The following is a 21,715-nucleotide window of genomic DNA, read 5'->3' as shown; positions in this document are numbered from 1 at the left end:
GTGCGACCCGAGGAGACCGGGCACGACGTCACCGGTGCCGCCGATGCCGTCCGGCGGGTGTTCGAGTTGTTGCCGTTCGTCGCCCACCGCGGTGAGCTGGGCCCGCGACGATCACCCTGACGAGTTGTCCCGCCCGTTGTGCAGACCTCCGACCAGCCCCATACGGTCGTCCACAGGGAGGCGGACGGATGCGAAGCCAGTACGAGTACCTCGCGGTGCTGGGGGTGTGCCTGCTGATCACCCTGCCGCTGGAGTGGATGGGCCGCGGTGTCTACCGCCGGTGGCCGGAGCTGGCCCGCGCGGTCGCTCCGGTGCTGCTCGTCCTCGCCGCCTGGGACGTCGTGGCGATCTTGCGCGGTCACTGGAGCTTCCACCCGCGGGCGACCACGGGGATCGAGCTGGCCGGGGTCCTGCCGATCGAGGAGGTGCTCTTCTTCGTCGTCATCCCGACCTGCGCGGTGCTGACCTACGAGGCGGTGCGCGGCCTGGCCGGCCGGTGGTTGCCCGATGGTTGAGGAGTACCTGCTCGCCGCGGTCGCCGCGGCGGTGCTCGTGGTGCTGCTGGAGCTGCTCGTGCTGCGGACGGGGCTGTTCGCCCTGCCGGCGTACTGGGTGACGATGGCGATCGTGCTGGGGTTCCAGGTCCCGGTGGACGGGTGGCTGACGAAGCTGGACGCACCGGTGGTGCTGTACGCGGACTGGGCGATCAGCGGGATCAGGGTGCCGTGGGACATCCCGGTGGAGGACTTCCTCTACGGCTTCGCGATGGTGACGGCGGTGCTGATGGTGTGGGAACGGGGAAGGCAGGCACGTGAACAAGCTTGAGGTGCCGGGGAAGTTCGACCGGGCGGCCCGCGGGTACGACCTGCTGGTGGGGCTGAACCCGGGCTACCACCAGGCGTTGCGCCGCTCGGCCCGCGCGCTCGGGCTGCGGCCGGGCATGCGCGTGCTCGACCTCGGCTGCGGCACGGGCGCCTCGACCGCGGCACTGGTCACCGCGGCGCCGGGCGTGGAGGTCGTCGCCGTGGACGCGTCGGCCGGGATGCTCGCGCAGGCGCGGCGGAAGCGCTGGCCGAGCACCGTGCGGTTCGTGCACAGCCGTGCCGAGGACGTCGACGAGGGCGAGTTCGACGCGGTGTTCGCCGCGTACCTGCTGCGCAACCTGCCCGACCCGGACTCCACGTTGCGGCACATCGGAAAGTTGTTGCGGCCCGGCGGCCGGCTGGTGCTGCACGAGTACTCGGTGCGCGACTCGCTGGTGAGCCGCGCGGTGTGGACGGCGCTGTGCGGCGTCGTCGTCCCGGCCGGCTGGCTGGTCACCGGCGACCGGTCGCTCTACACCTACCTGTGGCGCAGCGTGGTCGACTTCGACGGCGCCACCGCCCTGCGGGACCGGTTGCGGCGCAACGGGTACACCGGCGTGTGCAGCTCGCCGGTGCCCGGTCTGCAGCTCGGTGTCGTGCACACCTTCCTCGGTCACGCGCCGGGAGGGCAGCGGTGAGGGACCGCAGGGCCGTGCGGGTCCCGGCACCGGCCGGGCGCCCGCAGTTCGACGGCGACGCACCCGTCGTGGCCGTGGTGGGCGGCGGCATCGCGGGACTCGCCGCGTCGACGCTACTCGCCGAACGGGGCGCGCGGGTCGTGCTGTGCGAACGGGAGGACTACCTCGGTGGCCGCGTCGGCGGGTGGAGCACGCGGCTCGCCGACGGCAGCGCGGCCACCATGACCCGCGGCTTCCACGCGTTCTTCCGGCAGTACTACAACCTGCGGGCGCTGCTGAAGCGCGTCGACCCGGCGGGCCGCGCGCTCACCGCCCTGCCGGACTACCCGCTGCAGCACGCCTCCGGGCACCGCGACAGCTTCGCGGGGCTGCCGACGACCGTGCCGTGGAACGCGCTGGCGTTCCTGCGCAGCAGCCCCACGTTCCGGTGGCGCGACCTGCCCGGCGTCAACGCGCGGGCGGCGCTGTCGCTGCTGGACGTGTCGGTGCCGCGGGTCTACGAGGAGCTCGACGGCCTCGACGCCGCGACCTACCTGGAGCGCATCCGGTTCCCCCGCGCCGCGCACGCGCTGGCGTTCGAGGTGTTCTCCCGCAGCTTCTTCGCCCACCCGACCCGGATGTCGGCCGCGGAGCTCGCGGTCATGTTCCACATCTACTTCCTCGGCTCCGACGAGGGCCTGCTGTTCGACGTGGCCGCCGACCCGTTCCCGCACGGCCTGTGGGACCCGCTGGGCCGGCACCTGGCGTCGTTGGGCGCCACCCTGTGCACGGGCGCCGAGGTGAGGTCGGTGCAGCCGGGTGAGAACCGGCGGTACTCCGTGACCATCGGCGGCGGCGCGATCGAGGCCGACGCCGTGGTGCTCGCCGCCGACGTCCCCGGCCTGCGCTCGGTCGTCGAGGCGTCGCCCTTCCTCGGTGACGCGGCCTGGCGGGAACGGGTCGCCGGCCTGCGCACCGCACCGCGGTTCCTGGTCTCCCGCTACTGGCTGGACCGCCCGGTGGACGCCGACCGGCCTGGCTTCCTCGGCACCGGCGGGCACGACCTGCTCGACAACATCAGCGTGCTCGACCACTACGAGCACGAGGCACGGGCGTGGGCCGCCCGCACCGGCGGGTCGGTCGTGGAGCTGCACGGCTACGCACTTCCGTCCGACGTGGACGAAGCTGACGCCAGGAAGCGGTTGTGGGACCAGCTGACCGAGGTGTACCCGGAGACGAAGAGCGCCGTCGTGGTGGACGAACGGCACGAGCTGCGCGAGGACTGCCCGCTGTTCCCCGCAGGCGGCTACGCGCGCCGGCCGGGGGTGCGGACCCCCGACGAGTTCCTGGTCCTCGCCGGTGACCTGGTGCGGATCGACCTGCCGGTGGCGCTCATGGAACGCGCGGCCACCACCGGGTTCGCGGCGGCCAACCGGCTGCTGAGCCGGTGGGGGGTGGCCGGGACGGAGCTGTGGACGGTGCCTCGGGAAGGGCGGGTTCCGCTGCTGCGCGGTGCGGCGCGCCGGTGGAGGACGGTGTGACCGTGTCCGCTGTACCGGTACCGGCTAGAACCGCACCGTCGCCCGTTGCCCGTTCTCGGCCGCCCGTCGTCCGTTCCCGTTGGAGGCCATCGTGATCGTCGTCGTGGGCGCCGGCCTGGCCGGTCTGCGCGCCGCACTGGAGCTGACCGCCGCCGGTCACGAGGTCACCGTCCTGGAGGCCGGCGACGAGGTCGGCGGGCGGGTGCGCACGGACGTCGTGGACGGTTTGCGGTTCGACCGGGGCTTCCAGATCATGCTGCCCGCCTACCCGGAAGCTCGAACGGCTCGACCTCGGGCCGTTCCCGCTGCGGCACCTGCGGCCCGGTGTGTTCGTGCACGACGAGGGCCGGCACGACCTGCTCGCCGACCCGCGCAGCGGTGCGTCGGCGTTCGACGGCTTGCTGCGTCAGCACGTGCTCGGTGCGCGGGACCTCGCGGCGCTGGCCCGGTTCTCCGCACCGGACGCGTTCGGGCCCGTGCGGCCGTTGCTCGCCGCGCCGGACCGCACGACGTACGACGAGCTGCGGCGGCTCGGGGTGACCGAACGGGGGGTGGAGGCGGTGTTCCGGCCGTTCCTGTCCGGGGTGTTCCTGGAGCGGGAGCTGCGGACCTCGTCGCGGTTCTTCCACCTGGTGTGGCGCAGCTTCGCACGCGGGGGAGCAGCGGTGCCGGCGCTCGGCATGGGGGAGCTGCCCAGGGCGCTGGCGGCCCGGTTGCCCGAGGGGACCGTGCAGCTGGAGACCGCGGTGCGGGCCGTGCACGACGACCGGGTCGACCTGGCCGAGGGCGGTCGGGTCCCGGCGGACGCGGTGGTCGTGGCCACGGACGGCTCGACGGCGGCGCGGTTGCTGCCGGGGCTGGTCGAACCGCGCTGGAACGGTGTCACCACCTGGTACTTCGGCCCGCCGCGGTCGCCGTTGCGCGACGGGTGCCTGGTCGTTGACGCGAACGGCGGGCCGGTCGTGAACACGGCGGTGATGTCGGAGGTGTCGCGGCCGTACTCGCCGCGGACCCCGCTGGTGCAGGCCACCGTGCTCGGCGCAGCGTCCGAACAGGACGTCCGCCACCACCTGAACCGCCTGTACGACACCGACACCCGCGACTGGGAGGTGCTGCGCCGCTACGACATCCCGCGGGCGCTGCCGTCGATGGCCGCACCGCACCGGCTCAAGCAGTCCGTGCGGGCAGGCGAACGCCGGTACGTCTGCGGCGACCACCGCGACACCAGCTCGATCCAGGGCGCGCTGCACTCCGGCCGCAGGGCCGCGCACGCCGTGCTGGCCGACCTGCGCGGTGGCCGGTGACCGGCGAGAAGGCGCTGCTGCTGTTCGGCGACCAGCTCGGTCCGCACTGCCGTCGTGGTGGTCGGAGCTGCGGCTGGCCAGCGTGCGGGCGGTCTGCCTGCGCGCCGCGCTGAAGGGCGTGCGCGACCACGGCTGAACTTCGCCGGCGTCTGCAAGTACCACCAACTCAACATCAACAGGCACTTTTCTACTGCCAACAGCGCCGCCGGCCGTCCGCGGACCTGGAACCTGGTTCGACAGGTGGTGACCGTGTTGGTGGTAGTCAGCGACGGTTTGATCATGTGTTGGTGGTACTTGCAGACGCCTGGGCAGCAAGGAGGGGAGAGGGCGGACAAGACTTCTTAGCCCGCGTCCTGACCGCGGTGAGAGGGACGCGGGTCAGCCGCGGACGCGGTGGAGCACCAGGTCGATGGCCTCGCTCAACGTGCCGGGCGCCCGCACGAACGACGGCAGCGCCACCTCGGCCCAGCCGGGCCCGGCGACCGCGACCAGGGCGCTCGACCGCTCGGCGAGCTTCGTGAGCGGCACCTGCCGGGCGAGGTCGGGGCGGTGCGCCCACACCAGCACGACGGCCGGGCGCAGCCGCACCACCGCGTCGTACAGCGCCTGGGCGGGTACGCGGGCGCCGAGGTTGCGCCACAGCACGTCCTCCTCGGACAGCGCGGCACCGAGGGCCTCCAGCGCCAGGCCGTGCTGTTCCTCCGGGGCGCACGAGAGCAGCGCGGCCAGCACGCCGGGGCTGCTCGCCACCGGGACGCCGCGCAGCGCGAGCAGCAGGCTGGAGCTCGCCAGGTGCTCGACCTCCACGCCCCGGCCGCGTTCGGTGACCATGTGGCCCAGTTCCACCAGGCACGGCGCGAAGACCTGCTCCCACGCGGCCACCACGCCGTGGGCGGTGAGGAGCTTGCCGGCGAGGTCGAGCATCAGCGGTTCGTCGAGGCGTTTCGCGGCGGTGATGAAACCGCGGCGGACCGACTCGGCCTCGTCGGCGCCGAGCAGGGCGCGCGGGGTGCCGCGCCGGTCAGCCGGTCCGCGTTGCGCCAGCTCGGCCGCGGCCGCGGGGGTGACGCCCTGGCCGGTCAGCGCGACCATCCGGCGCAGCACCTCGACGTCGGCCTCCTCGTACCGCCGGTGGCCGCCCTCGGTGCGCCCGGAGGGGCCCAGCCCGTAGCGCTGGTCCCACGTCCTCAACGTGACAGGGGAGACACCGAGCATCGCGGCGACAGCGCGGGGTGCGTAGGTCACCGCCGGCGGGAGCGCTCGGAGAGGATCGCCCTCAGCTCGCTCTCGCCGAGACCGCCCCAGATGCCGAACGTCTCCTGCACCTCCAGCGCGTGCGACCGGCACTTCTCCATCACCGGGCAGCGCTGGCAGATCGCCTTGGCCGCGGCTTCGCGCTGGTCGCGCGCGGAGCCGCGCTCGTTGGGCGTGTGGAAGAAGTAGGCGCTGTCCATGCCGCGGCACAGGCCGGAGAGCTGCCAGTCCCACGAGTCGGTGACAGGCCTGGGCAAACGAGACAGTTCGGGCATGGCGCACGTCCTCTTCGGGGTCTGACCGCGCTGACGCCTCCTAGCCTAAATTCGATTCAAAATCGGTGCAACTCGACTCGCTCAGTCGGGGAACCGCCCGTTTCGCCGAAGGGCGTACCGGCGTTCGGCGTAGGCCAGGTCGTCGCGCCACAACCGGGCCGCCGCCCAGCGCATCATCGGGCGCAGCGCACCGGCCACCGGCCGCGCCAGCGCGAAACCGGGCCGGTCGGAGTGCGCGATGGTCGCCTCCACGACAGCGGTGCGGCCCTCGCGGATCGGGGTCGCGTGCGTCTCGACGACGCTGCCCTCGCCCTCGCCCTCGACGATGTGCATCACCACCGTCCGCGGCTCCGGGCAGGTGAACGCCGCGACCACCGGCACCCCGACCCGGCCGGCGAGCCGGAATGTCACCTCGACGAGGAACCTGTCGTCCTCCTCGGTCGGCGTCTCGACGACCTTGAGGTTCGCGAACGAGTACGGGTGGAACCACGCGCCGTGCCACGGGTCGAGCCGGTTCGCGACCACGTCCTCCGGGTCGCAGCGGCCGATCAGCGTGGCCACGGCTTCGATCGCACCGGCCGGCGGGCGCTGCGGCAGCACCGGCGCCGGCAGCGGCTCCTCGCCACCGGCCTCGTCCAGCCGCACCCACACCAGCACGCCGTCGTCGTGCGCCGGGTAGGGCGTCCACGCGCCGAACTTCTTGCCCTCCAGCGCGAGGCCGTGCCAGCGGCAGATCAGCCTGCCCTCGGCCACGGCACCGTCGCACAGCGGCGCACCCAGGTGCGGGCACGACCCGGAACCCGCCATCAGCACGCCCCGCGGCCCGCGCCAGAGCACGACCTCCTGCCCGGCGATCGTGCGGCCGCAGGCCTTGCCGCGCTCGACGTCCCCGCTCGCCCCCGCGACGAACCAGTTGCCCGACGGGCGGGCGGTGGCGCGCTTGAGCGCCGCCTCGATCAGCGCGGGCTTGGCGTCCTGCCAGGTCGGGCGCTGCTCACGCCACGGCGGGCTCGAGTAGACGCGCAGTGGAATCCGGTCGCGCATGGCTTTCCCTCCATCAGGCCGCACGGGCGAACACCGCCCTGGCCAGCGCCGGGAGCGCGACGGCGAGCCGCCTGCCGTTGGACACCACGACGCGCCGGGACAGCACGTCGCAGTCCGCCTCCTCCACCAAGTCGAGGATGCGGCCGTAGAGCCGATACGCCGTCAACACACACGGGCGCGAACGCGGCGCGAGCATCGCAATACCCGGCCACGCCTCCGTGTACACCCGCTTCGCCCGCTGCACCTGGTCGCGCAACGCCGCCCGCACCTGCTCGTCGGCCTTGCCGGTCTTGCGCGCGTGCACCAGCCGCTCGCGGTCGACGCCGAACGCCGCGAGCTCGTCCGCGGGCAGGTAGACCCGGCCGCGGTCGAGGTCCTCGCCGACGTCGCGGATGAAGTTCGTCAGCTGGAACGCGACGCCGAGCGCGGCGGCGGCGGGTTCTGCCTCCGCGCGCGGCACGCTCGTGCCGAGCACCGGCAGCACCTGCAGGCCGATCACCGCGGCGGAACCGTGCACGTACGTCTTTAGATCGGAGAAGGTGGGGTAGTCGGTGGTGGTCAGGTCCATGCGCATGGACGTCATGAAGTCGCGGAAGTGGACGTGCGGGATCTCGTAGCGGTGTGCGGTGTCGAGCAGGGCGGACATCACCGGGTCAGTGGAGGCGCCGTCGCGCAGGGCGGCCTCCAGGTTCCGCTCGGCCTCGGCGAGGGCGGCCTGCTTCCGGTCGAGTCCACTGTGGAGGTCGTCGACGATGTCGTCGACCCAGCGGGCGAACCCGTACAGCGCGTGGACGGCGGGGCGTTGCTCCGGACTGAGCAACCGTGTTGCGAGGTAGTAGGTGCGGCCGTGTTCCGCGTTCAGCGCACGGCAACGCCGGTACGCCTCACGCAGGGCAGGTGTGGTGATGCCGGCGGCGTCGAGCTCCCGGTCTGCGGACATGTGCCCACGCTAGAACCGGCTGTGTCGCCGTGCACAACGACCACGCTCATCATGCGAAGCCGCTGCGGCGCTGATTAGCTCCATTCACCTGACCAGGACCGACCGCCGAGAGGGGCGACGATGTCGCTGCTGACCAGCGTGGACACCCGCATGTCGCGGGTGGACGACTTCGCCGCCCTGTTCGACGCGGCGTTGCACGAGTTCCTCGCCGACCGCCCGGACGTGGTGCCGGAGCTCGCCGGCGAGCTGCACGCGATGCTCGCCGCGGGAGGGAAGAGGATCCGGCCGCGGTTCGCCTGGGAGGGCTGGCGCGCCGCGGGGGGAGGGGAGCGGGACGCCGTCGTGCGCGCCCTGGTTTGCCTGGAGTTGCTGCAATGTTGCGCTCTGGCGCACGACGACGTGATGGACCGCTCCACGATGCGGCGCGGCCGGCCGTCGGTGCACGAGCTGTTCGCACTGCGGCACCGCCGGTCGCGCTGGGCCGGAAGTGCCCGCCAGTACGGCGACTCGGCCGCGGTGCTCGTGGGCGACCTCGCCCTCGCCTGGGCCGACGACGCGCTCGTGACCGCGGGGCTCTCCCCGGTGGCGCTGCAGCGCGCGTGGGTGCCGTGGCAGGCGATGCGCACCGAGATGATGGCGGGCCAGCACCTCGACCTGCTCGGTGTCGCGCGCCGGGAGGAGTCGCTGGAGCAGGCGCTGCGGGTCGCGGCGCTCAAGACCGCCGCCTACACCGTGGAACGGCCGCTGCACCTCGGTGCGGCGATCGCCGGCGCCGGTCCGGACACCGTGGCGTGCCTGCGCGAGTTCGGCCGTGACATCGGCATCGCGTTCCAGCTGCGCGACGACCTCATCGGCGTGTTCGGCGACCCGGCGGTCACCGGCAAGCCGGTGGGCGAGGACCTGCGCGAGGGCAAGCGGACGGCGTTGATGGCGATCGCGCTGTCCCGTGCCACGAACGGGTCGGCGGCGGTGCTGCGGCGCAGCCTCACCGGGCCGGTGAACGACACTTTGGTGGAACGGGTGTGCGAGCTGTTGGTCGAGCTCGGTGCCGTCGACGCGGTGGAGGAGCACATCGACGTGCTGTCGGCGAACGCGCTGATGGCGCTCGACCGGGCGGGCATCGACCCCGATGCGAAACGCGAGTTGATCAGGCTGGCCGGCAAGGCCACCGTGCGGAAGGCGTGACCGGGCAGTGGTGAACGTGGTGAAGGGCCGCACCGACCGGGTGGTCGTGGTCGGTGCCGGGCTCTCCGGGTTGTCGGCAGCGCTGCACCTGCGCGGTGCGGGGCACGAGGTGACGGTCCTGGAACGCCTGCCGCACCCCGGCGGGCTCGCGGGACGGCTCGACGTGGACGGGCACCGGATCGACACCGGTCCGACGGTGCTGACGATGCCGGAGCTGCTCGACGACGCGTTCGCCGCCGTGGGCCAGCGGCGGGAGGACCACCTCGAACTGCTGCCGCTGCACCCGGCCTACCGGGCGTCGTTCTCCGACGGGTCGGCGCTGGACGTGCACACCGACGGCGAGCAGATGGAGCAGGCGGTCCGCGACTTCGCGGGCGGCCGCGAGGCGCAGGGTTACCGCGACCTGCGGGCGTGGCTCAAGGAGCTGTACGAGGTCGAGCGGGACAACTTCATCGGTTCGAGCTTCGACTCCCCGCTCGACCTGGTGGGGCCGGAGCTGCTGCGGCTCACCCGGCTCGGCGGCTTCGGGTCGCTCGACCGGGCGGTGGGCAAGTTCCTGCACGACGAACGGCTGAAGCGGGTCTTCACGTTCCAGGCGCTCTACGCCGGTGTCGCGCCCAAGGACGCCTTGGCCGCGTACGCCGTCATCGCCTACATGGACACCATCGCCGGCGTGTGGTTCCCGAAGGGCGGCATGCGCGCCATGCCCCAGGCGCTCGCGGACGCCGCGGCACGCGCGGGCGTGGAGTTCCACTACGGCGTCGAGGTGACGCAGCTCGATCGCACCGGCCACCGGGTGCAGGCGGTGCGCACGGCCGACGCGCGGTTCCCGTGCGACGCGGTGGTGCTCGCGACCGGCCCGGCGCAGAGCACGCGCCTGCTGCGCGGCGAACCGCGCCGGGTGGTGCCGTTGCGCTGGTCGCCGTCGGCGGTCGTGGTGCACCTGAGCGCCCGCCGCATCGCCGACGACCTCGCCCACCACACGATCTCGTTCGGCGACCGGTGGAACGAGACGTTCGACGAGATCATCCGGCGCGGCCGGCTGATGAGCGACCCGTCGCTGCTGCTGACCACCCCGTCGCTGACCGACCCGGACCTCGCACCGCAGGGGCGGCACCTGCAGTACCTGCTGGCGCCGTGCCCGAACCTCGACGCGGCGCCGATCCGCTGGGACGCGATGGCCGAGCGCTACGCCGAGGAGCTGGTCGCCGAGATGACCGCGCGCAAGCTCGTCGTGGACGCCGAACCGCTCGCCGTCATCACGCCGGACGACTGGGCCAGGGACGGCCAGGCGGCGGGCACGCCGTTCTCCGCCGCCCACACGTTCGGGCAGACCGGCCCGTTCCGGCCGAGCAACCTGCCGTTCCGCGACGGCAACGTGGTGCTCGCCGGCAGCGGCACCACGCCCGGCGTCGGCATCCCGCCGGTGCTGATCTCCGGCCGGCTCGCGGCTCAGCGGCTGTCGGCGTAGCGGAACCCGGGACTGAGGTAGAACGCCGGGGTGGTCGCGGCGAGCACGGCGAGCAGCAGCATCGCCGGGGTGAGCCCGACCGCCCCGGCGAGCGCCGTCCCGAGCACGGCACCCAGCGGCACCGTGGCGACGGTGACGGCGCCGACCAGCGAGCCCACCCGGCCGAGCAGCTCCGGCGCGGTCCGGCGTTGCCGCAGGGTCAGCAGGATGACCGCCCACGCGGTCGCGGCGGCGCCGAAGACGAACTGGTAGACCGTCAGCACCGGGAACGCCAGGCCCAGCGCCGCGGCCGGGATCAGGAAGAGCGCGGCCGCCGCGACGGCCGCGCACACCGCGCAGGCGAGACCGGCGGTCAGCCTGCGCGTCACCCACGCCGACCCGGTCGCGCCCAGCACGGCGCCGAGGCTGAACGCGGACATCGTCAGGCCGACCTCGTCCGGGCCGAGCCGCAGCTGCCGGTAGGCGTACACGAAGAACAGCGCGCCGATGCCGCTGCCCGCGAGGTTCATGGTCGCCGTGCCGAGGACCGCCCGGCGCAGCACCAGGTCGCCGCGCAGGTACCGGACGCCGTCGCGCAGCTGGTCGGCCAGGGACGGACCGTCCGCCGCGGGCGAGCGCCGGGTCAGCAGCGTCGCGGAGGTGGCTCCGACGAGCACCACCGCCGAGGCGAAGAACGTGCCGGCGGTGACGAGCAGGGCGAAGCTCGGAGGCGGCCACCGCGATGATCAGGCCGCCCAGTCCGGGACCGGCGACGCGGACCAGGTTGAGCAGCCCCGACCGGGTGGCGTTCGCGCGGTCCAGCCGGTCGGGCGCCACCAGACCGGGGATCGCGGCCTCGGCGGCGGCGTCGAACACCGCGCCCGCCACACCCAGGACCGCGGCCAGCACGTACAGCACCCAGATGTCCCGCAGCCCGGACGCGACGACCAGCGCGACCACGGCCGGGGCGGCGGTGCGGACGAGGTCCATGGCCACGAGCACGGTGCGCGGCCTCAGCCGGTCGATCAGCACGCCCGCGAACGGCCCGAGCAGCGCTGCCGGCAGGAACTCGGCGACCAGCAGCAGCGTCGCCGAGCCGATGCCGGAGCCGAACGCGAGGATGGCGACGGCGGGGATCAGCACGACGGTGACCTGCGTGCCCGTCGTGCTGATGGCCTGCGCGACGAGCAGCAGCCACCAGTCGCGCTCGACCTTCCCCCGCACGGTCACAGCCTTCCCGCGTTCTCGTACAACGCGCGCACGGCGGGGGTGAACGCCGCTCCGCTCAGGTCCGTCGTGACGCCGTCGACGTTCATCGTGCCCCTGCTGGTGACCGCGAAGACCGTCCCCTGCCCGGTCGCCGCGTCGAAGTCGCGCAACCACGGCCCACCGCTCGTCCCCCCGGCCAGGTCGCAGTCCGTCCGCCACTCCGCCATGACGGAGTTGACCCGCAACGACGCCGGTCGCACGCACTCGACCAGCGCCTCGCCCCGGTTCAGCGCCGAGACCGGGTAGCCCAGCAGCGTGGCGCCGACCGGTGAGCCGGCCTCGTCGAACGACACCCGCTGCGCACCCGCCACGTCCCGGACGTGCCGGCCGCCCACCGGGTCGAGCGCGACCACGGCGTAGTCGTCCTCTGCGCTCGACGGCCCGCGGTAGGTGTCCGGCCAGGCGAACGCGCGTGCCGCGAACACCGGGCCCGCTCCGTGGTCGTAGCCGGGGACGAACACCACGGCGCCGATCGTGATCGGCCGGCCCAGCCGGTCCGTGCCGCCGTGGACGCAGTGCCCGGCCGTGAGCACGACGTCCTCGCTCGCGCTCGGCACGACCGTCGCCGAGCAGGAGCGGTCCTCACCCCGGGAGCTCGACGTGAACAACCGCCCCACCCCCGCGGGCGCCGTCCCCGCGTACGGCCTGCCGATCGTCTCGGCCGGTGGGACCTCGCCCTCTCCGACGGCCTTCATGCGCTCCGGTGTCCAGTGCTCCAGCGCGGCTGTCCGGTCGGCTTCCGGTACCCGCGTGACCACCTGGCCGGCGGCGTGGGCGGGGGTCACGAGGGTCGCGCAGAGGACCGCGGTCGCGCCGAGTGCTTTCCACGTCATGATCGGCTGACGTGCGGCGGTGGCGCGGCGTTGCTCCCGGCACGTCCGGATCAGACCAGGGGATGACCTCAGGCGGGTTCCCAGGCGGCCAGCCGGTCGAAGATCCGCGCGTCGCCCTCCAACTCCAGCGCCTGCGCCGGGACACGGCCGTAGAACGCCAGCACCAGCTCGCTCGCCGTGCCCGTCGCGGTCAGGTCGGCCGGGCCCTCGCCGGTGATCACGCGGGCCCCTTCCGCGGAGAGCCGCACCCGCCACGACCGGCCCTCGGTGGCGCGGTAGTCGACCACCGCGGGCTCGTGCGGCCACGGGCTCGTCGTCGCCACGCAGGTGCGCTGGAACTCGTCGACACCGTCGAGCGCCACGTCGGAGGGCAACGGCTGCGGTGCGCCGATGGTGAGCTGCGCGTCGTAGGTGTGCACGGCGAGCTGCTGGAGCTGGTGCCGCGCAACGGCTCCGCAGGTCGCCGGCGACTGCGAGCCGGTCCACCACACCCAGCACCCGCGGTCGGGGCCCGCTTCCCGCAGCGCGGCCAGCAGCAGCTCGGTCGACTCGGCGAGCCACGCGTCCAGCTCGGCGCGGTCCCGCGGCGCCACCCCTTCCGCGGGTGACCTCCCCGCGGCACCGGGACCCGCGGCGACGGTGGCGGCCCAGGCGCGCCGGCCCTCGCCGATGTGCTGGGCCAGGTCGTGCAGCGTCCACTCAGGACAGCTCGGTACCTGCGCGTCGAGGTCGGGTGCGGCGGCGACCGCGGAGCGGAAGGCGGTGGAGCGTTCGTCCATCGACCGCAGCAGTTCGGGGAACGCCGGAGGATTCTGCACGGCGGCTGTCTACCACCGCGCCACGCCACGCGACAGCGAATTTCACGAGCGCCGCACGAGCCCGTTCATGTGCGCGTAGGCGACGGCGTGCACGCGGTCCCGCAGCCCCAGCTTTGCCAGCACCCGCGACACGTGCGTCTTCACCGTCTCGTCGCCGACGTGCAGCCGGGCCGCGATCTCGGCGTTGCTGTGCGCCGCCGCGACGAGTTGCAGCACCTCGCGTTCCCGCGCGGTCAGCAGCGCCAGCTCCGGCGGCGTCGGGGGAGGGGCGAGGCTCACGGCGAACCGCGCGATCAGCCGCTGCGTCACCGACGGGTCGATCAACGCGTCCCCGCGCGCCGCCACCCGCACCGCGGAGATCAGCTCCTCCGGCGGCAGCGACTTCAGCAGGAAACCGCTCGCACCGGCGTTCAGCGCCCGGTAGACGTACTCGTCGGAGTCGTAGGTGGTCAGCAGCAACACCTTCGTGCGGTTGCCGGGATCGGCCAGGATCTGCTCGGTCGCGCCGAGGCCGTCGAGCTTCGGCATGCGGATGTCGAGCACGGCCACGTCCGGGCGCAGCCGCGCCACCTCGGCCACCGCGGCCCTGCCGTCGGCGACCTCGCCGACGCACCGCAGGTCGGCCTGCGTCTCGAAGATCGCGCGCATGCCGGAGCGCAGCATCGCGTGGTCGTCGGCGACCAGCACCGACAGGGTCATGACGCCTCCAGGGGGAACGTGACGGCGGTGCGCCAGGTCCGGCCGTCCGGTTCCAGACCTGACTGGGTGGTGCCCGCGAACATGCCCGCGCGGTTGCGGATGCCGACCAGGCCGCGGCGCACGGAGCCGGAGTGGCCGGTGCCGGAGCCGGCGGTGTTCTCGGCGGTCACGGTCAGCGCGCGCGGCGCGTACTCCAGGGTCACCGTCACCCCGGACGCGTCGCCGTGCCGCAGCGCGTTGGTGAGCATCTCCTGGATGATCCGGTACACGGTGACGTCCAACGACTCCGGGATCTCCCGGTGCTGGCCGCGCACCAGCAACCGCGCGGGCGTGCCGGCCGCGCGCACGCCGTCGAACAGCTCGTCGAGGTTGTCCAGCCCCGGCTGGCGCGCGCCCTCCGCGTTGGTGCCGTGTAAAAGGTCGAGCAGGTGGCGCAGGTCCACCATGGCCGCGCGGCTGGCCGTCTCGACCGAGAGCAGCGACGTGGCGAGCTTCGGGTTGCTGCCGACGGTGCCCAGCCGGGCGGCGCCCGCGTGCAGGTTGATGGCGCTGACGTGGTGCACGATCACGTCGTGCAGGTCGCGGGCGATCGCGCTGCGCTCCTCGGTGATCGCCTTCGTCACCGCCGCCTGCGCGTCCAGCTCCTCCACCTCGCGCTGCTTCTCCAGCTCGGCCAGGTAGGCGCGCCGGGCCGTGGTGTAGCGGCCGACGAGCCACGGCAGCACCGCCGCCTTGGTCGCGACCAGCACCGCGATCGTCACGCCGTACTCGTTCACCAGCGGGGCCGTCATGAGACTGGCCGACAGCACGCCGAGCGACGCCCACGCCGGTGCGCCGCGCAGCCACGCCCCCGCGCGGTACCCGGCGATCAGCATGCCCGCGTCGTTGTGGTCGATGCCCCTGCCCATGGTGAGGAGGATGACCACCGGAACCGCCGCCTGCGCCAGCGCCACCCAGCCGGACAGCCGCGCGGGACCGGCCAGCATCGCGTCCACGGCCAGGGTCATGGCGAGCACCACGGCCAGCTGCCCGGCAGAGCAGGCGTCGTACACCACGAACCCGGCATCCGCGACCATGCAGACGAGCGCGACCAGTCGCGACTGGTGCTTCAGGGGCAGTTTGATCGAGTCCATCGCAGTGGATCCTGCCGCATCGCCGCCCTGAGCTCCTCCCGCTGTGCAGGGGCCGGAAATCCCCCGTGCGGGGGACCCGGTTTCCGACCCCGCAGTGACGCGGCCCGCGGGTCATGATCGCTATCTTCGGTCACGATGAAGCGAAGTGGTGCGATCCTGCTGCTGGTGCTGGGGGCGGTCTTCTCGGTCGCGGCCCCCGCGCTGGCCGACGGTGCCCAGTCGGGCAGCGACCTGCACGTCGCGCAGAGCCTGGGCGACCGCGAGCTGACCGTGATCATCCGGCGGGTCGCGGAGGTGCCCGGACCGGTGCACGTCGACGTGGTCACCCACGCCGGCACACCGCCGGGCGAGCTCACGCTGACCGCGCGGGCCGCCGGTGCCCGGTCGAGCACGGCGAAGGTGGTCCTCGGTGCCACGCCTGGCTTCCACTCCGGTGTCGTGGAGGTCGACCGGCCCGGCCCGTGGGAGCTGGTGGTCGACGAGGCGACGATCCCGTTCGTCGTGCCGGCCAACGTCGCACCACCGTGGGAGAACGCGACCTACGGCGGGTTCATCGCGGCCGGCGTGCTGCTGTTCGCCGCGCTGGTGCTGGCGGTGCTGGGAATGCCCTCGCTGGCCCTCGTGCCGGCCGGCGGGATGGTCGCGGCCGTGGCCGTCGCGGTGACGGCGGCGCTGCTCGCACCGAGCATCCCCCCGGCACCGGCACCCGGCGCGCAGCTCGACCCCACCTACGACACCGTGCTCGACCCGTGGCAACGAACGTCCACAACGGACTTCTCCCGGCCGCCGGTGAACCTGGTGCCGCGCATGGACGGCGCGGACCTCGTGCTGGACCTGACCGATGGCTCGTCCGGCCGGCCGGTGGACGACCTGCTGGTGCACGACAACGCGTTCGTGCACCTCGTCGTGGTGTCGCCCACCGGGGCGCTGCGGCACCTGCACCCGGTCCGCACCGGGCCGGGCGAGTACCGCACCCGGCTGTCCGGCGCGGAACGGGGCGTGCACGCGCTCGCCGCGGAGATCGCCCGGCGCGGCGGGGGAGTGCAGCTGCTGCGCTCCCGCATCGACGTCGCCGGCACCGGTTCTCCCGTTGCCCACGACGGAAAGGCCGACGTGGCGGTGGACCTCCGGGAAGCGGGCCGGCCCAGCACGCTCACCGCCCGCTTCGGCGAGCGCGACCTGCAACCGTGGCTGGGCATGCTCGGCCACATGATCGTCGTCGGTCCGGTCGGCGACGGTCCCGTCACCGGTGGTGTGGCCGAGGCACCGATCTGGGCGCACGTGCACTCGATGATCCCGCCGGTGCCGGGCATGCCGGACCAGCCCGACGAGAGCGTCGCGGCCTACGGGCCGGACGTGCCGTTCACCTACTCGTTCCCGTTGCCCGGCCGCTACCTCGTGTGGATCCAGGTCGAACGGGACTACTCGATCGTCACCGTGCCGAAGGTCGTCGACGTGCCCGCGGCGAAGGGGGTCGCCACCAAGTGAAACGCACCAGGGGCACCTACGTCGTGGCCGTGCTGGCCGGAGTCGCCGCACTGGTGGGCGTGCTCGTCGTGCTGTGGCCGCGCACCGTCGAGGCGCAGTCGCACCTCGCCGAGACCGACCGGCTGCGGTTCGTCCTCACGCCCACGAGCACGCGGACCGGCACCAACTCGTTCGACCTGCGCATCACCGACCGGTCCGGCAGCCCCGCCCACGGCGAGGTGGTGGTCGAGCCGGCGATGCCGCAGATGGGCCACGCGGTCGCCCCGGTCACCGCGGCCCCGCTCGAACCCGGCCACTACCGGGTCGGCGCCGTCGACCTGTTCATGGCCGGGCAGTGGGAGATCACCGTGTCACTCAGCGAGCAGCGGGTCGTCATCCCGCTGCTGCTCACCTGAAGGGGGAGGAACGATGGACATCACGGCGTCGACGGTGGCCGCACCGTCAGCCAGGACCGTCCCGAAGGGGGTGGTGCCGGCGGGTCTCGTGGTCGGCGGCACCCTGATCTCGTTGATCGGCTTGACCTGGGACATCCAGTGGCACACCGACGTCGGGCCCGACACGTTCTTCACGATGCCGCACCTGTTCCTGTACGCGGGCAGTGCGATCTCGGGCCTGGCGAGCCTCGCCGTCGTGCTGATGACGACGGCCGCCGCGAAGCGCGACCGGCACGTCGACCCGATCGTCGGCGGCCGCGCTGTCGGCGTCTTCGGCCGCACGTTCTCCGCACCCGTCGGCTACCTGATCTCCGGCATCGGCGCGGCGCTGTTCCTCGTCTACGGGCTGTGGGACCAGTGGTGGCACAGCCTGTACGGCTTCGACGCGGTGATCGCCTCGCCGCCGCACATCGGCCTGCTGCTGTCGATCTCGATCACGATGGTCGGCGCGGTGATGGTGTTCGCCGTCGCCCGTGACCGGCCGTGGGGCGCCTACGGCGTGGTCGGCGCCTCGGCGGTGCTGCTCGCGTTCAGCATGGTGACCGTCATCGGCCTGCAGGCGCTGCCGAACGGGGTCGTGAACTCGATCAACGTCGGCGCCGCGTTCTTCTCCGTGCTGATCCTGTTCATGGCGGGCAACGCGCTGAACCGCCGCGGTGGGGCGCTCGCCGTCGCGGTGGTGGTCGCGGCGCTGCAGGCGGTGTTCTGGTGGTTCTCGCCGTGGGCGACCGAGGTCTACGCCTCCGCCACCGGGCTGCCGCTGCGCGACTACACCGACGGCGTTCCCGCGCTGCCCAACATGATCCCGATGGCGCTGGTCCTCGTCGGGGTCGCCGCCGAGCTGCTGCACCGGCTGCCCGCGTGGGTCCCCGGCGCGCTCGGCGGCGTGCTCATCACGGCCTGCGCGCCGGTGCAGCGCATCCTCGTCTTCGGCGACGGCCGGTTCCCCGCGACCGACCGCTACCTCGCCACCATCGCGGCCGGCGCGGTCTTCGGCGCACTCGCCGGCCTGGCCGGCCGCCGCTTCGGCCGCACGCTGCGCCACCTGGCGCCGGCAAAGGAGAACAGCCATGCGTAAGACGGTGCTGGGACTGGCCGGTGCGGCCGCCCTGCTGTTCGGTCTCGCCGCCCCGGCGCTGGCCTTCGAACCGGTGAACGTCGTGCACACCGAGAAGGTCAAGGCGGGCCCGTACGACCTGACCGTCGGGTTCAGCACCTGGCCGCTCAAGGCCATGCAGTCGCTGGACTTCACGTTCGCGCCCGAGGACGGCATCACCGGCAAGCAGGGCACGCTGACGCTGGTGCACGCCGACAAGGTGGTCGGCGACGACCCGCTGGCCCGCCACCCCCGCAAGCGCGAGGTGTGGGGACTGGACGTGCAGGCGCTGCCCGTGCCGGGGACGTGGGCGATGCGGTTCGACATCACCGGACCGGCCGGCACCGGCACCGGTGAGCTGAAGGACCTCCAGGTGATGGAACAGCCCGGCCCGCCGATGGGCCTGTCCTGGGCGATCAGCACGATCCCCCTGTTCGGCCTGATCGCGTTGATCGTGGTCGCGGTCCGGCGCACCAGGGACACCGCCGCCTGACCGCCGCGGCGCACGAGAGCTGACCTGGCACAATGCCGGGCGTGCTGCTGGAGGCGAGGCTCCTCGCGACGGTGTCCCGCCTCGCGGGTCCCGTCCGCGGCGCCGGTGTCGTCCTGATCAGCCTCTTCGGCGCGCTGTCCGCGGGCTCCGCGGCGGGCTGGACGCTGTTCGCGTTCGTCGTGCTCACCTCCGCCGCCGACTTCCGCCTGCCCGGCGTGGCCCTGCCGGTGGCGTTCGCGCGGGTGGTGGTGCTGTTCGTCGTGCTGGGCGGCACCGCCGAGCAGTGGACGCTCACCGTCCTCACCACCACCCTGATCACCTGGCAGTGGCAGCACCCGCCGCGGGTCACGGTGCCCGCGACGGCGTTGCTGCTGGTCGTGGCGGTGACGGCGGCCGGACCGGACGTCCTGGTCCGCGCGGTGCTGGAGTCGGTGCTGGCCCGGCTCGCCTACGACCTCCTGCGCCGCTCCAGCCGCCGCGTCGACGTTCTGCGCGAACGCGCCGCCTCGCAGAACCGTGCGGCGGCCGTGGCGCTGGACCGCAGCCGGCGGCAACGCGAGTACCTGGCGTTGCTGCACGACACGGCGGCGGCGACCTTCCTCATGGCGGCGCATGGCGGTGAGCCCTCGGCCGTGGCCGCGCAGGCCCGGCGGGACCTGGTGGTGCTGGCCGAACGGGACAACGCCCAGGGGACGGTCGACCTCGGTGCGGCGCTCGTGGCGGTGGGGCGGGACCGGGCCGGGGTGCGGGTGGCGGCCGGGGACCGTGTTGGGGTGCGGGTTGCGGCCGGGTCGGCGGTGGCCGGGGGCCAGGTCGACGCGCGGGTCGCGGTCGCGCCGGTGGAGGCCGTGCCGGTGCCCGCCGTGGTGGCGCTGGCGTTCGTGCGGGCCGTGCGGGAGCTGCTGACGAACGTGGCCCGGCACGCACCCGGCGCGACCGCGGACGTGGTCGTGTCGCGGGTGGACGGTGGCGCCACCGTGGTGGTGCGCGACGACGGCCCGGGGTTCGTGCCGGCGGACGTCGCGCCGCACCGGCGCGGGGTGCGGGAGTCCGTCGTGGAACGGGTGCGCGCCGTCGGCGGGTCGGTGGAGATCGACTCGGTGCCGGGAGCGGGGACGACGGTTCGGCTGGCGTGGACCGCCGGCAAAAGCCCGGCCGACCACGCGGCAGCCCTCGACCGCTCCGCAACCCTCGACCCGCCCGGAACCCCCGACCACTCCGCAGCCCCCGACCGGGCCGGTGGGCGATGACCGACCTCGCCGTCGTCACCACCACCCGCCAGGTCCTGCTGGTCGTCGTCACCGCCATCCAACTGGTCCTGACCCTCCCGTCCCTGGCCGTCGGCCCCGACTCCGCCACCGCGTGGACCGCGTACACCCTCCTGACCGCGGTCCTCGCGATCGTCGGCGGCCACGTCGCCGCCGGTCGCGCCCAGCTCGGCACCGCGGTGGCCGCGGGGCTCACCGCCGTGGTCCTGGTGGCGTCGGTCCTCGCCACCACCGCCCAGGCCGCCGGCACGCCGCTCGGGTCGCAGGACTGGGCGTTCGGGCTCATCGGCTGGTACCTGCTGCTCGTCCTCGTCGAACGGCCCCGGCCCCTCGTCGCCGCCCTCGGCGCCCACCTCGCCCTGTCGGTCGGGTGGTTCCTGCACGCCGGCAACGGCGACGGGGGTACCGCGGGGGTCGTCATCCTCAGCGGCACGAGCTTCCAGGTCGGCGTCATGGTGATCACGGGGGTGCTCCTGCGGGACGGGCGGCTCGCCGCGGAGGCGGCCGCCGAGCACGACGCGGCGCGCACGCGGGAGGAGTTGGCGCGGCAGCGGGAGCAGGACCTGCGGGCCGGGTTCGAGGGCCAGCTGGGGGCGGTGCTGCCGCTGCTGGCGGACCTCGCCGACGAGGTCGTGAGCGTCGCGGACGAGCCGACGCGGGTGCGGTGCTCGGTGGCGGCGGTGCAGCTGCGGCGGTTGTTCGCGGAGAACGACGACGTGCCGGACCCGTTGCTGCACGAGCTGACGGCCTGTGTGGACGTCGCGGAACGGCGCGGGGTGGTGGTGTCGCTCGCGGTCAGCGGCACGGCCACGCCGGTGCCGACGGAGGTGCGGCGGGAGCTGGTCGCGCCGATGGCCCGTGCGCTCGCCGTGGCCGGTGGGCGTGCGAAGGTGAGCCTGCTCCGGACGGCCACGGAGGTGCGGGTGGCGGTGGTGGCGGACGCGCCGGGGGAGCTGCCGCACCACGACGGCGTGCCGGAGGTGGTCGCGGTCGAGACGAGCGTCCACAGCGGACTGGTGAGGAGCGAGGCGCGATGGCGGGCGACGTGACGGCGGTCGTGGTGGACGACCACCCCGTGGTGCGGGCGGGGGTCGCGCACTGGCTGTCCACAGCGGAGCCACCGATCGCGCTCGTGGGCAGCGGGGAGGACGTCGAGGTCGCCTGGGCCGCGCCGCAGGACGCCGTGGTCGTGCTCGACCTGCACCTGGGCGGTGTCACGCCCGCGACGGCGGAGCTGCGCAGGCTGGCCGAGGACGGTCGCCGGGTCGTCGTGTATTCCATGCGCGCCGACGACGAGATCGCCCTGCAGTGCCTGGAGCTCGGCGCGCTCAGCTACCTGACGAAGGCCGAGGGCGCCGAGCACCTCGTGCAGGCCGTGCGCGCGGCGGCGGACGGGCAGTCCTACACTCCGCCGGCACTCGCGGGCGCGCTGGCGGGGGACCGGTCGGAGACGCGGCCCGCGCTGTCGCCGCGCGAGACCGAGGTGCTGGTCGAGTGGTTCCAGTCGGAGTCGAAGGAGTTCGTGGCGCAACGGCTCAACATCGCGCTCAGCACGGTGAACTCGCACCTGGAGCGGATCAGGGTGAAGTACGCGGCGATCGGCCGGCAGGCGCCCACGAAGGCGGCGCTCGTGGCACGGGCCATCCAGGACGGTCTGATCGGGCTCGACGACCTGTGAGTCGCGTGTGGTGCGAACGACCGATACCGGACC

24 protein-coding genes and 2 pseudogenes are annotated in these 21,715 nt (G+C 73.6%); 16 read left to right on the top strand and 10 right to left on the bottom strand.

The genetic code is table 11. From position 1 onward, the window contains the following. Positions 1-188: 188 nt before the first annotated feature. The 7 genes and pseudogenes from ACVDFE_RS29050 (at position 189) to ACVDFE_RS29020 (ending at position 4,461) form a co-directional block, all read left to right on the top strand. A complete protein-coding gene (locus ACVDFE_RS29050) occupies positions 189-515 on the top strand; it encodes a lycopene cyclase domain-containing protein (RefSeq protein ID WP_360384433.1) in 327 nt (108 codons plus the stop codon). Then, a complete protein-coding gene (locus ACVDFE_RS29045; RefSeq protein WP_360384431.1) occupies positions 508-825 on the top strand; it encodes a lycopene cyclase domain-containing protein in 318 nt (105 codons plus the stop codon). Before ACVDFE_RS29050 ends, ACVDFE_RS29045 begins: the two co-directional genes overlap by 8 nt. Further along, positions 812-1,501 (top strand): class I SAM-dependent methyltransferase, encoded by a 690-nt coding sequence (locus ACVDFE_RS29040; protein WP_360384429.1) that lies wholly within the window; start codon positions 812-814, stop codon positions 1,499-1,501. Before ACVDFE_RS29045 ends, ACVDFE_RS29040 begins: the two co-directional genes overlap by 14 nt. Beyond that, positions 1,498-3,021, top strand: coding sequence for an FAD-dependent oxidoreductase (locus ACVDFE_RS29035; protein ID WP_458432641.1), 1,524 nt, complete (start codon positions 1,498-1,500; stop codon positions 3,019-3,021). Before ACVDFE_RS29040 ends, ACVDFE_RS29035 begins: the two co-directional genes overlap by 4 nt. 91 nt (positions 3,022-3,112) lie before the next feature. Further along, positions 3,113-3,241, top strand: a pseudogene (locus ACVDFE_RS29030) (FAD-dependent oxidoreductase); the annotation flags it as partial. A gap of 112 nt (positions 3,242-3,353) precedes the next feature. Continuing rightward, the gene (locus ACVDFE_RS29025) at positions 3,354-4,325 is read left to right on the top strand and encodes an FAD-dependent oxidoreductase (protein WP_458432640.1); all 972 of its coding nucleotides are present in this window, start codon (positions 3,354-3,356) and stop codon (positions 4,323-4,325) included. Further along, positions 4,315-4,461: a hypothetical protein gene (locus ACVDFE_RS29020; RefSeq protein WP_458432639.1), complete on the top strand. Its 147-nt coding sequence runs from the start codon at positions 4,315-4,317 to the stop codon at positions 4,459-4,461. The genes ACVDFE_RS29025 and ACVDFE_RS29020 overlap by 11 nt, the downstream gene beginning before the upstream one ends. Positions 4,462-4,703: 242 nt before the next feature. Here ACVDFE_RS29020 and ACVDFE_RS29015 read toward each other — a convergent pair whose 3' ends face one another. The 4 genes from ACVDFE_RS29015 to ACVDFE_RS29000 form a co-directional block, all read right to left on the bottom strand. After that, complete coding sequence (locus ACVDFE_RS29015; RefSeq protein ID WP_458432638.1) at positions 4,704-5,570, bottom strand: MerR family transcriptional regulator; 867 nt, start codon at positions 5,568-5,570, stop codon at positions 4,704-4,706. Then, positions 5,567-5,854, bottom strand: a complete 288-nt coding sequence (locus ACVDFE_RS29010) for a WhiB family transcriptional regulator (RefSeq protein WP_360384421.1) — start codon at positions 5,852-5,854, stop codon at positions 5,567-5,569. Before ACVDFE_RS29010 ends, ACVDFE_RS29015 begins: the two co-directional genes overlap by 4 nt. Before the next feature lie 81 nt (positions 5,855-5,935). Then, positions 5,936-6,898, bottom strand: coding sequence for a DUF5914 domain-containing protein (locus ACVDFE_RS29005; protein WP_458432637.1), 963 nt, complete (start codon positions 6,896-6,898; stop codon positions 5,936-5,938). A gap of 13 nt (positions 6,899-6,911) precedes the next feature. Next, the gene (locus ACVDFE_RS29000) at positions 6,912-7,838 is read right to left on the bottom strand and encodes a phytoene/squalene synthase family protein (protein WP_360384417.1); all 927 of its coding nucleotides are present in this window, start codon (positions 7,836-7,838) and stop codon (positions 6,912-6,914) included. Positions 7,839-7,958: 120 nt separating this feature from the next. Here ACVDFE_RS29000 and ACVDFE_RS28995 point away from each other — a divergent pair, with 120 nt between their 5' ends. Further along, positions 7,959-9,023 (top strand): polyprenyl synthetase family protein, encoded by a 1,065-nt coding sequence (locus ACVDFE_RS28995; protein WP_458432636.1) that lies wholly within the window; start codon positions 7,959-7,961, stop codon positions 9,021-9,023. 10 nt (positions 9,024-9,033) lie between these two features. After that, positions 9,034-10,494 carry a phytoene desaturase family protein gene (gene crtI / locus ACVDFE_RS28990; RefSeq protein ID WP_360384980.1) on the top strand — a complete coding sequence of 487 codons (1,461 nt, stop codon included), beginning with the start codon at positions 9,034-9,036 and terminating at the stop codon, positions 10,492-10,494. Here the strand turns inward: crtI and ACVDFE_RS28985 are convergent. The 6 genes and pseudogenes from ACVDFE_RS28985 to ACVDFE_RS28960 all read right to left on the bottom strand — a co-directional run bounded on the left by ACVDFE_RS28985 (position 10,476) and on the right by ACVDFE_RS28960 (position 15,225). Continuing rightward, entirely contained in the window at positions 10,476-11,153 is a 678-nt protein-coding gene (locus ACVDFE_RS28985) for a hypothetical protein (protein WP_458432635.1), read from the bottom strand. The two genes, crtI and ACVDFE_RS28985, sit on opposite strands and share 19 nt — an antisense overlap. A gap of 112 nt (positions 11,154-11,265) precedes the next feature. Then, positions 11,266-11,616, bottom strand: a pseudogene (locus ACVDFE_RS28980) (MFS transporter); the annotation flags it as partial. Positions 11,617-11,699: 83 nt separating this feature from the next. Next, complete coding sequence (locus tag ACVDFE_RS28975; RefSeq protein ID WP_458432634.1) at positions 11,700-12,575, bottom strand: trypsin-like serine peptidase; 876 nt, start codon at positions 12,573-12,575, stop codon at positions 11,700-11,702. A 68-nt stretch (positions 12,576-12,643) separates the two neighbouring features. Then, a complete protein-coding gene (locus ACVDFE_RS28970; RefSeq protein WP_458432633.1) occupies positions 12,644-13,393 on the bottom strand; it encodes a maleylpyruvate isomerase family mycothiol-dependent enzyme in 750 nt (249 codons plus the stop codon). A gap of 42 nt (positions 13,394-13,435) precedes the next feature. After that, complete coding sequence (locus ACVDFE_RS28965; protein WP_360384407.1) at positions 13,436-14,092, bottom strand: response regulator transcription factor; 657 nt, start codon at positions 14,090-14,092, stop codon at positions 13,436-13,438. After that, positions 14,089-15,225 carry a sensor histidine kinase gene (locus tag ACVDFE_RS28960; protein ID WP_458432632.1) on the bottom strand — a complete coding sequence of 379 codons (1,137 nt, stop codon included), beginning with the start codon at positions 15,223-15,225 and terminating at the stop codon, positions 14,089-14,091. The genes ACVDFE_RS28965 and ACVDFE_RS28960 overlap by 4 nt, the downstream gene beginning before the upstream one ends. Before the next feature lie 135 nt (positions 15,226-15,360). Here ACVDFE_RS28960 and ACVDFE_RS28955 point away from each other — a divergent pair, with 135 nt between their 5' ends. The 7 genes from ACVDFE_RS28955 to ACVDFE_RS28925 are packed head-to-tail and all read left to right on the top strand — an operon-like array spanning position 15,361 to position 21,682. After that, the gene (locus ACVDFE_RS28955; protein WP_458432630.1) at positions 15,361-16,713 is read left to right on the top strand and encodes a hypothetical protein; all 1,353 of its coding nucleotides are present in this window, start codon (positions 15,361-15,363) and stop codon (positions 16,711-16,713) included. Continuing rightward, on the top strand, positions 16,710-17,108 hold the full coding sequence (locus tag ACVDFE_RS28950) for a FixH family protein (RefSeq protein ID WP_360384401.1): 399 nt from the start codon (positions 16,710-16,712) through the stop codon (positions 17,106-17,108). Before ACVDFE_RS28955 ends, ACVDFE_RS28950 begins: the two co-directional genes overlap by 4 nt. Positions 17,109-17,121: 13 nt before the next feature. Further along, the gene (locus ACVDFE_RS28945) at positions 17,122-18,225 is read left to right on the top strand and encodes a hypothetical protein (protein ID WP_360384399.1); all 1,104 of its coding nucleotides are present in this window, start codon (positions 17,122-17,124) and stop codon (positions 18,223-18,225) included. Then, positions 18,218-18,736, top strand: a complete 519-nt coding sequence (locus ACVDFE_RS28940; RefSeq protein WP_458432629.1) for a hypothetical protein — start codon at positions 18,218-18,220, stop codon at positions 18,734-18,736. Before ACVDFE_RS28945 ends, ACVDFE_RS28940 begins: the two co-directional genes overlap by 8 nt. A 41-nt stretch (positions 18,737-18,777) precedes the next feature. Continuing rightward, a complete protein-coding gene (locus tag ACVDFE_RS28935) occupies positions 18,778-19,986 on the top strand; it encodes a sensor histidine kinase (RefSeq protein WP_458432627.1) in 1,209 nt (402 codons plus the stop codon). Beyond that, complete coding sequence (locus ACVDFE_RS28930; RefSeq protein WP_458432626.1) at positions 19,983-21,053, top strand: hypothetical protein; 1,071 nt, start codon at positions 19,983-19,985, stop codon at positions 21,051-21,053. The genes ACVDFE_RS28935 and ACVDFE_RS28930 overlap by 4 nt, the downstream gene beginning before the upstream one ends. After that, positions 21,038-21,682, top strand: a complete 645-nt coding sequence (locus tag ACVDFE_RS28925; RefSeq protein ID WP_458432625.1) for a response regulator — start codon at positions 21,038-21,040, stop codon at positions 21,680-21,682. The genes ACVDFE_RS28930 and ACVDFE_RS28925 overlap by 16 nt, the downstream gene beginning before the upstream one ends. Positions 21,683-21,715: the final 33 nt, after the last annotated feature.

The organism is Lentzea chajnantorensis (genome assembly GCF_054300775.1).
Note: the sequence above shows the minus strand (reverse complement) of the source record. Positions and strands in the feature narration are given on the sequence as shown.

Bases quoted from the DNA above. Each gene is read 5' to 3' on its own strand.
- ACVDFE_RS28945 (WP_360384399.1), top strand. From the start codon at position 17,122: ATGGACATCACGGCGTCGACGGTGGCCGCACCGTCAGCCAGGACCGTC.
- ACVDFE_RS28995 (WP_458432636.1), top strand. From the start codon at position 7,959: ATGTCGCTGCTGACCAGCGTGGACACCCGCATGTCGCGGGTGGACGAC.
- ACVDFE_RS28940 (WP_458432629.1), top strand. From the start codon at position 18,218: ATGCGTAAGACGGTGCTGGGACTGGCCGGTGCGGCCGCCCTGCTGTTC.
- ACVDFE_RS28925 (WP_458432625.1), top strand. From the start codon at position 21,038: ATGGCGGGCGACGTGACGGCGGTCGTGGTGGACGACCACCCCGTGGTG.
- ACVDFE_RS29050 (WP_360384433.1), top strand. From the start codon at position 189: ATGCGAAGCCAGTACGAGTACCTCGCGGTGCTGGGGGTGTGCCTGCTG.
- ACVDFE_RS28965 (WP_360384407.1), bottom strand. From the start codon at position 14,092: ATGACCCTGTCGGTGCTGGTCGCCGACGACCACGCGATGCTGCGCTCC.
- ACVDFE_RS29005 (WP_458432637.1), bottom strand. From the start codon at position 6,898: ATGCGCGACCGGATTCCACTGCGCGTCTACTCGAGCCCGCCGTGGCGT.
- ACVDFE_RS28930 (WP_458432626.1), top strand. From the start codon at position 19,983: ATGACCGACCTCGCCGTCGTCACCACCACCCGCCAGGTCCTGCTGGTC.
- ACVDFE_RS28960 (WP_458432632.1), bottom strand. From the start codon at position 15,225: ATGGACTCGATCAAACTGCCCCTGAAGCACCAGTCGCGACTGGTCGCG.
- ACVDFE_RS28955 (WP_458432630.1), top strand. From the start codon at position 15,361: ATGAAGCGAAGTGGTGCGATCCTGCTGCTGGTGCTGGGGGCGGTCTTC.
- ACVDFE_RS29010 (WP_360384421.1), bottom strand. From the start codon at position 5,854: ATGCCCGAACTGTCTCGTTTGCCCAGGCCTGTCACCGACTCGTGGGAC.
- ACVDFE_RS29000 (WP_360384417.1), bottom strand. From the start codon at position 7,838: ATGTCCGCAGACCGGGAGCTCGACGCCGCCGGCATCACCACACCTGCC.
- ACVDFE_RS29045 (WP_360384431.1), top strand. From the start codon at position 508: ATGGTTGAGGAGTACCTGCTCGCCGCGGTCGCCGCGGCGGTGCTCGTG.
- ACVDFE_RS28975 (WP_458432634.1), bottom strand. From the start codon at position 12,575: ATGACGTGGAAAGCACTCGGCGCGACCGCGGTCCTCTGCGCGACCCTC.